The sequence below is a fragment of the Pseudomonas sp. ICMP 10191 genome (assembly GCF_001467335.1).
GTDB classification, from domain to species: Bacteria; Pseudomonadota; Gammaproteobacteria; order Pseudomonadales; family Pseudomonadaceae; genus Aquipseudomonas; species Aquipseudomonas cerasi.
Genome location: NZ_LKGW01000091.1, coordinates 1 through 230, shown reverse-complemented (window position 1 = coordinate 230; position 230 = coordinate 1). Strand labels below are relative to the sequence as shown.

At 57.4% G+C, this 230-nt stretch carries 1 tRNA gene; it reads left to right on the top strand.

Going from position 1 to position 230, the window contains the following annotated elements:
* Positions 1-149: 149 nt before the first annotated feature.
* Positions 150-226: transfer RNA gene (locus tag AO388_RS08410), tRNA-Asp, on the top strand.
* The last annotated feature ends 4 nt before the right edge of the window (positions 227-230 follow it).

Here is a 230-nt window from a genome sequence, read left to right as displayed (position 1 = left end):
GGGGTCGCGGGTTCGAGTCCCGTCCGCTGCGCCATATTTGTACAGATCGGGTTCTCCGGGTCTGCGATTGAAAAGCCCAAGGGTCTTTCGGTCACATGTACAGGAAGCAGCCTACCTAAGGTTTGTTTCAAACAGGTTTACAGCGATACGCAGCGGTAGTTCAGTCGGTTAGAATACCGGCCTGTCACGCCGGGGGTCGCGGGTTCGAGTCCCGTCCGCTGCGCCATATT